Below are 7,290 nucleotides of genomic sequence, written 5' to 3'. Positions count from 1 at the left end.
ATTAACGTGGAATGGTATTAAAACGGATTAACTCACTTTGCTTTTTAAGCAAAAATACAGGAGAAGAGCATGTCTAAATTGATACTTTCATTGGACGGAGGTGGTATTCGCGGCGCAGCGACTACTCAATTTTTAACTCATGTAGAAAAAGCACTGCAAAAACAACATCAAAAGTCACTCAGAGACTGCGTGGACTTTTACGCAGGAACCAGTACCGGCAGCCTTATCGCTTTAGCCCTCGCCACCACAGACATGGACATTCAAGATATTAACAAGCTGTACAATGTCACGAATGCGAAAAAGATCTTTCTACAAAACGAAGGCTTTCTTGAAATTGATGGCATCAATGCACCTAAATATGAAGCCAAAGGTAAAACCGATATTCTTAAGAAATCTCTCGGCCAAGCAAAAATAAAAGACGTGCCTGAAGGCAAACATATTTTGGCCGTAACCTATGGTGTCGAAAAACACCGCCCGTATGTGGTTAAATCGACCCGTAGCGAATTTCAGAACTTGCTCTCATATCAGGTTGCTGATGCCTCAAGCGCGGCGCCTACTTACTTCCCCACCCGAGACATGACCTTACCCCCAGACAACGAACAAGCGTGGTTAATTGATGGTGGTGTGGTGGCGAACAACCCGACCATGTGCGCCATTGCCGAAGCCTGTCGCTTGTGGCCCGACTCCGTTCGACGAGTGCTATCCATAGGGACAGGTTCCCAAACTCGAAAAATCAATGGACCCGATTCGCGCCACTGGGGCGCTCTGCAATGGATGCTAAAAGGTTGCATCATTGACGTATTATCAGATGAAAAAGTCGTTGGATATCAGGCAATAACCATCACCCCGCCAGGCAATTACATTCGTGTTAACGCTGAAATGCGTCAACAACCTGGGTTTGAAAAAGCGCCGGATGACGCAATGGACGACATCAGCCAAACCAATATTAAACGCCTCAAGGGCATGGGTGATTTCTGGTTTGATCAATATGGCGAGGCTGTTGTTGAGTTACTCAACAACAGCTACGAGGGGCCTTCGCTTGACAGAATTGACCCAACAAGTGGTAAGCCAATTGTGTACAAACCTGATTAAAAACCTTATTTCGACTGGTCAACCAATAGAGTGCGCAAACGCTGCAATTCTAGTTTGCGCTGCTCATCAACTTCCGGATAGAGCATATCCAACGATTCGAATGTTTCTACTATGGTTTTAGCGATGATCAAGCGCGCATTACGCTTATCGTCCGCCGGGATCACATACCAAGGTGCTTCGTCACTGGTCGTTGAACTAATACAGTCTTCGTAGGCTTGCATATACTGAGGCCAAAAAGCACGCTCTTGAATATCTGCGTCACTGAATTTCCAATTTTTATCAGGATTATCGATACGAGCTAAAAAGCGTTGGCATTGTTCCTCTTTAGATAAATGTAAGAAAAATTTTATCACTCGCGTTCCGTTTCGAGTCAGATGCTGCTCTAAATCATTTATCGAGCGAAAGCGTTCGCGCCAAATATGCTCTTTGTGTAATGCTTCATCCGGAATACGCTGACTGTCTAGAATCTCAGGGTGTACGCGCGCAATCAACACCTCTTCATAGTAAGAGCGATTGAAAATACCAATTCGTCCGCGCTCTGGCAAAACCTGATTCGCGCGCCATAAAAAATCGTGATCCAGCTCGGTTTCCGTTGGATGTTTAAAGCTATGCACTTGACACCCTTGAGGGTTAATACCCGACATTACATGTCGAATTGAGCTGTCTTTGCCGGCGGCGTCCATGGCTTGAAAAATAATCAGTACAGAATGCTCATTCGATGCATATAACTTGCGCTGCAAATCACTCATCTTATCGATTTGCTTTTTGAGCTTCTTTTTATAGTGGGCTTTAGAAGTATATAAAGGCGAGATGTCTGTAGGCCGTTGATGCAGGTCACACGCCTCGCCCTGTTTAGCCTGAAAGTCTGCTGGATTTATTTTCATCGCTCTCCCTTATTCACACAATATATACCTTGAGTATTAGGTTGTGCCTTAGCCCGTTAGAAGTCAACTAAGCCTCGTCATTCCATTGTCTGGCAAGAGGATGACGCTGTCGCTCCCGCGAGTTAAAAGTAGTATTGATGGATAAGCGCGACCAGTTCATCTTCTTTTACTAAACTTAGTCCTTGCTCCTCGAAACGTTTTATTGCTTGCTCGTTGGGGAATGAGTAATAACGCCCTTGCTGTTGTTCCGTTGTCTTTAATTGTTCACCTAGTGCAAGCGTCTGCAATGCCTGAGTGACAAGCTCACAACCGCCAATATACAGTTGCAACACGTGCCAAAGGTAAGACTGATGAGGCCGCACTGGCATATAAGATTGTGCGATGATACGCCCAGTATCAATACTGGCATCATCAATATAGTGCAACGACGTGCCGAGCTGCTTCTCCCCGTTGAGCATAGCCCAAAAGGACGCCATAACCCCGCGGTAATCAGGTAACAACCCCGAATGCAAATTCAAAACGCCAAGCGGCGGTAGTGCCAACACAGCTTCCTTTAAAATTCTGCCGTATCGAATAGACAGAATCACATCAGGCTGTAATTTACGGATTTTTGCTAGCCCCAGAGGACTGTTTATTTCGTTAAGCTCTGACACTGGCTGAACAAACTCCTTGCTAATTTGCCCAAAGCTTTTAAAGCCATGATGGTTGTTTAATTTCTCAAGGAGTGGAGATAACAATTGGGTCAGCAGGGTTTGCTCAAAGAAACTAAGGGTTTGGATTTCCACAGGCTTTAAGTCACTTCCTCCTACTTTGGCAGATAAAAATAGGCTGACATTATGTTGCGATAAGTGAGGGACTAATAAATTCAGCGCGAAATTACTGGCAAGGTCGCGATTGGCCAAAATAACAATGTTCATTCATGTCGCTTATTTATTCCACAACAAGCCTCAGTAAAGCATTAATGAGCCCGAATTGAAATGAGCAGTCAGACAGAGGCTAATAAAGGAATCGCTAAACAAGAAGTCCGTAAGAAATAAATTTACAGTGGTTACCAAGCTGGTTAACTCCTGAGTCATGCTAAGCATTGAATTATGCCAAAGAACAATAGATAGTAGTGTCAGTTTATGCTGTTAACAGATAAACACCCTATCAACATGCCTTTGAACCTCTGTTTTGCGTTATCAACCAATAGGAGAATCTTCATGTCACACATCGACCCTAAACACATTCCACAACAAGCTTTCGATTGGTACGACGAATATGCCCATGGCGACATGGACAGGCGTACTTTTATGACCCGTTTAGCCTCTTTATCTGTTGCCGGCTTGAGCATTGGCGCGCTCAGTAGTGCATTAACGCCTAACTATGCCTTAGCGGAACAAGTGTCTTTTAACGATGAAGACATTACGGCCAGCTATCAGAAATTTGAATCACCCGAGGGATACGGAATTGGGCAAGGTTATTTAGTGTTACCAAATGATATGCCCAAACCCGCGCCAGCCGTTTTAGTCGTACATGAAAATCGCGGGCTTAATCCTTATATAAAAGACGTAGCACGCAGATTAGCCAAAGACGGCTTTATCGCATTCGCCCCTGATGCGTTATTTCCACTGGGGGGATATCCGGGCAATGATGACGAAGGGCGTGAAATGCAGCGCAGCATGGTGCGTGAAAAAATTGAGCACGATTTTATTGCTGCTGCACGTTTTATCAAACAACACAGTAAAACTAACAATAAGCTGGGTGTGGTTGGCTTCTGCTTTGGCGGTTATATCAGTAATCTTTTAGCGGCTAAAATACCTGATGTTATTGACGCAGCCGTTCCTTTTTATGGCACCCCCGCCTCTGACGACTTAGTCAGCCAAGTAAAAGGCCCCCTGCTACTTAATTTCGCTGAAAACGATGGCCGGGTAAACGAAAGCTGGCCTGAGTACGAAAGCATATTAAAAGCCAACAAGGTTGACTACCAAGCCCATATTTACCCCAACACTCAACATGGCTTTCACAACGACTCCACCAGCCGTTACGAGCCTGAGGCGGCAAAGCTAGCGTGGTCACGAACAGTCGCTTTCTTTAAAAATCACCTAGCGTAACCAGAACATCACGTCTTATGTAAAAAATCAGTGCACCAACAAGTGCACTGCCTTGTTTGTAAATTTTACTAACAACAAGAAAAATTAACGTCTTTTCAATTGGTTAACTTTCAAGAGCGGCTATAACTTTGTTCAGCGTCATCTGACAATGCTTTGTTTTTACTGGATATTATTTATACCAGATTAACAATACTGTTAGGCATAGCACATGCTTTAGCGTTTATACCTAACCCCGTTTAGTCGCTGACTTGTAAGGTGTGCGCATGAATAAAATACGAATCGCTCTGATAGGCGGAGGCCCTAGTGCGCTGTCTATAATCAAGAAATTGCTGTGCTGTGAATTTAGCCACTTTAGCGTCGATGTATTTGAACGTAATCCATCTTTGGGCAAAGGGATGCCCTACAGCCACGAAGGGGCAACGGCTGAGCACATTACCAATATATCATCAGACGAATTAGCTCCCTTCGATGAATCCTTAGCCCAATGGTTACGAAAACAGAGTCAGTTATACCTAGCCGAGTATGGGGTCGACAAGGCCAGTTTACACACTAAACAAGTGATCCCCAGATTGTTATTTGGTGACTATTTAAACGCGCAATTTAAAGCGTTATTAAAACAAGCGAAAAAACAAAAAATAACTATTAATGTGCATACAAGCTGTGAAGTGCTAGATGTAAAACCCAGTTCCGATAAAAAGACCAGCGATGTATATTCTACCTCTGGCTGCTCGACAGGGTTTGATAAGGTCATCATCTGTACCGGCCATTCATGGCCGCGTGAAAACGAAGGAAAAGTGGCAGGCTATTTCGATTCGCCTTACCCACCCAAGAAACTGCAACGTGAATACAACCACCCAGTGGCCCTCAAAGGCTGTTCGCTTACTGCAATTGATGCCATTCGAACACTGAGTAAAGCCAACGGACGATTCTATTACGACCAAGAAAAGCTTAAATACAAACGAAACGAACAGAGCACTAAATTTAAAATCGTGATGCACTCTTTAGAAGGGCTTTTACCTAACGTACGTTTTCATTTGGGCGAACCTTTAGTCTCAGATGAAGACATGCTTACTGAGCAGGAATTGGCTAAACATAGGGCCGAAAACAATGGGTACTTAAGCTTAGATTTTATCTTTGAGCATAATTTCAAAAAACGACTTAAAAAGCGTGATACCCATTTTTATCAGAAAATCGCTGATAAAAACCTAGAACAATTCACCGAATGGATGCTCGAATCAAGGAAAGCCTTCGATCCGTTTACCCTGTTCAAAATAGAGTACATTCAGGCCGAGCAATCGATCAAACTTGAACAGACATTGCATTGGAAAGAAACCTTGGCGCTGCTTAGCTTCACGATAAATCATCCCGCCAAATACTTTTCAGCCGAAGATACGCTTCGTTTACATCGTAAACTGCTACCTTTGATTGGAATAATCATCGCCAACGTGCCCCAACCGTCGGCCGAGCAGCTACTGGCTTTGTACGAAAGTGAAGTGCTTGAGCTTATCTGTGTTGATGCGAACAGCAGTGTACAAATAGAAGGTGATCACCGCTTTATTTATCACTATGAAGATAGTGCGAAGCGATCGCTCGCGGTAGCGTATCAGACGTTTGTAGATTGTACGGGGCAACAACACTTACCTATGGAAGAGTTTCCCTTTAAGTCGATGTTTGAGCAAGAAGCAGTGTTGCCTGCTTGTGTGTGTTTCAAAGATAAAACACACGGGGAAAAGCAACGCTCACTCGATAGCAAAAACGTTACAATAGGTGCAGATGGCGAGTATTACCTCAGGCTAAAAGGCTTTGCTATTAATGATGAATACCAACCGCTTTTAGCCAATGGCAAGCCAAGTGACCGCTACTTTATAATGGCAGTACCGTTTATCAGCGGATTTAATCCCGATTACTCGGGCTTTGATTTTTGCGATCAGGTGTCCACTATCATAGTGGATAAATTAACTGAGCAGCACGCGATGCGTTACGCGAGTTAACAGCTTGGATGAGCGCAGCGCTTGGCACGAATAAGCCCCAAGTATATTTGGCTCGAGGCTTTTGTGAGCTCAGGGCTCTTTTCCAGCTCAAGGCTCTTTGCCAGCTCAAGGCTGTCATCTAGCATCTAGCGAAAGGCATTTACTTAGCTAAGGGGGCTTTATTTAGCGAAGGGCTTTAAACCAAAGTTAAAAGAGTGCGCTATACACAAAGCCAGCTCCTATCGCCATTGATAAAATAACCACTAAGAATGCCACTATCATGGGGTTCTTAAAAATCGACTTAAGTAAAATCACTTCAGTTAAGCTAGCCCCAGCACTACCAATAATCAGTGCCATGACTGCGCCTAAGCCCATACCTTTGGCAGCAAGCGCAGCACTTAACGGAATAACCGCTTCAGCCCGAATATACAAAGGAATGCCAATGACAGCGGCAATAGGAATTGCAAATGGATTATTCTCGTTAGCCACCCTTGCTACAAACTCAGTGGGCATAAAACCGTAGATCAGTGCGCCAATCGCAATGCCGCCGATTAAATAGGGCAATACTTTTTTAAAGTCACTCCAAGTTGAATCCCATATTTTTCTCCATTTATTCACGGGCGCTACAGCCCCACCGCAACCCGTTCCACATGTTGCTGCATCTGGTTCGATGTACGCTTCACTTCGGACGTACTTTTCGAACCCTAGCTTTTCTAATAGGAAACCTGCCACAACTGAGACGCCCATCGCCATGGTGAAGTAAAACATCGTGACCTTTATCCCAAAAGTAACGGCAAACAAGCCGATAATGATCGGGTTTAACAACGGGCTAGCAAATAGAAACACCATCATGGTGCCAAAACCCGCTTTGGCTCTTAATAACCCTTTCAAAAAAGGAATGGTAGAACAGGAACAAAATGGGGTTATGGCTCCCAGTAAAGCTGCTACAAGATAACCTTTACCGTTTTTTGCACTTAGAATGGACTGAATTTTTGAGGGCGGAATATACATTTGCAGTACGCCCACCAAGTAGCTGATAAGCAAAAACAGCGCGGTGAGCTCCGCAGTTAAAAATGCAAACATACTTAGTGCGTCGTGCACCATTGTCATATTTATTTCGAACATAACTTTGTACCTATCTCTCTACTCATGAATAAATCTATATTTCTGGATTAATCGAAATATAAAGATTTGCATTCGCCAGATCAAGTTATTTCTAGTAATATCGAAATATAATTTTGTGAGGATCAG

At 43.9% G+C, this 7,290-nt stretch carries 6 protein-coding genes; 3 read left to right on the top strand and 3 right to left on the bottom strand.

The window, feature by feature from the left end; all coding sequences use genetic code 11:
- Positions 1 to 69: 69 nt before the first annotated feature.
- Positions 70 to 1,092 (top strand): patatin-like phospholipase family protein, encoded by a 1,023-nt coding sequence (locus tag GCHA_RS21410; RefSeq protein WP_007992093.1) that lies wholly within the window; start codon positions 70 to 72, stop codon positions 1,090 to 1,092.
- Between the two features lie 5 nt (positions 1,093 to 1,097).
- Here GCHA_RS21410 and GCHA_RS21405 read toward each other — a convergent pair whose 3' ends face one another.
- Together GCHA_RS21405 and GCHA_RS21400 are read right to left on the bottom strand one after the other, a co-directional pair.
- Entirely contained in the window at positions 1,098 to 1,976 is an 879-nt protein-coding gene (locus tag GCHA_RS21405; protein ID WP_007992092.1) for an ADP-polyphosphate phosphotransferase, read from the bottom strand.
- Between the two features lie 122 nt (positions 1,977 to 2,098).
- A complete protein-coding gene (locus GCHA_RS21400) occupies positions 2,099 to 2,893 on the bottom strand; it encodes a formyl transferase (RefSeq protein WP_007992090.1) in 795 nt (264 codons plus the stop codon).
- A gap of 285 nt (positions 2,894 to 3,178) precedes the next feature.
- Here GCHA_RS21400 and GCHA_RS21395 point away from each other — a divergent pair, with 285 nt between their 5' ends.
- Both GCHA_RS21395 and GCHA_RS21390 read left to right on the top strand, forming a co-directional pair.
- Complete coding sequence (locus GCHA_RS21395) at positions 3,179 to 4,069, top strand: dienelactone hydrolase family protein (RefSeq protein WP_007992088.1); 891 nt, start codon at positions 3,179 to 3,181, stop codon at positions 4,067 to 4,069.
- A 263-nt stretch (positions 4,070 to 4,332) separates the two neighbouring features.
- A complete protein-coding gene (locus GCHA_RS21390; RefSeq protein WP_007992087.1) occupies positions 4,333 to 6,060 on the top strand; it encodes an FAD/NAD(P)-binding protein in 1,728 nt (575 codons plus the stop codon).
- Positions 6,061 to 6,246: 186 nt separating this feature from the next.
- Here the strand turns inward: GCHA_RS21390 and GCHA_RS21385 are convergent, their stop codons facing one another.
- Positions 6,247 to 7,164 (bottom strand): permease, encoded by a 918-nt coding sequence (locus GCHA_RS21385; RefSeq protein WP_007992085.1) that lies wholly within the window; start codon positions 7,162 to 7,164, stop codon positions 6,247 to 6,249.
- Positions 7,165 to 7,290: the final 126 nt, after the last annotated feature.

The organism is Paraglaciecola chathamensis S18K6, assembly GCA_000314955.1.
In the GTDB taxonomy this organism is placed as follows: domain Bacteria; phylum Pseudomonadota; class Gammaproteobacteria; order Enterobacterales; family Alteromonadaceae; genus Paraglaciecola; species Paraglaciecola chathamensis.
This window is presented reverse-complemented; position numbering and strand designations above follow the sequence as displayed.

Excerpts from the sequence above, each read along its gene's own strand:
- GCHA_RS21410 (WP_007992093.1), top strand. The coding sequence starts at position 70 with ATGTCTAAATTGATACTTTCATTGGACGGAGGTGGTATTCGCGGCGCA.
- GCHA_RS21405 (WP_007992092.1), bottom strand. The coding sequence starts at position 1,976 with ATGAAAATAAATCCAGCAGACTTTCAGGCTAAACAGGGCGAGGCGTGT.
- GCHA_RS21400 (WP_007992090.1), bottom strand. The coding sequence starts at position 2,893 with ATGAACATTGTTATTTTGGCCAATCGCGACCTTGCCAGTAATTTCGCG.
- GCHA_RS21395 (WP_007992088.1), top strand. The coding sequence starts at position 3,179 with ATGTCACACATCGACCCTAAACACATTCCACAACAAGCTTTCGATTGG.
- GCHA_RS21390 (WP_007992087.1), top strand. The coding sequence starts at position 4,333 with ATGAATAAAATACGAATCGCTCTGATAGGCGGAGGCCCTAGTGCGCTG.
- GCHA_RS21385 (WP_007992085.1), bottom strand. The coding sequence starts at position 7,164 with ATGTTCGAAATAAATATGACAATGGTGCACGACGCACTAAGTATGTTT.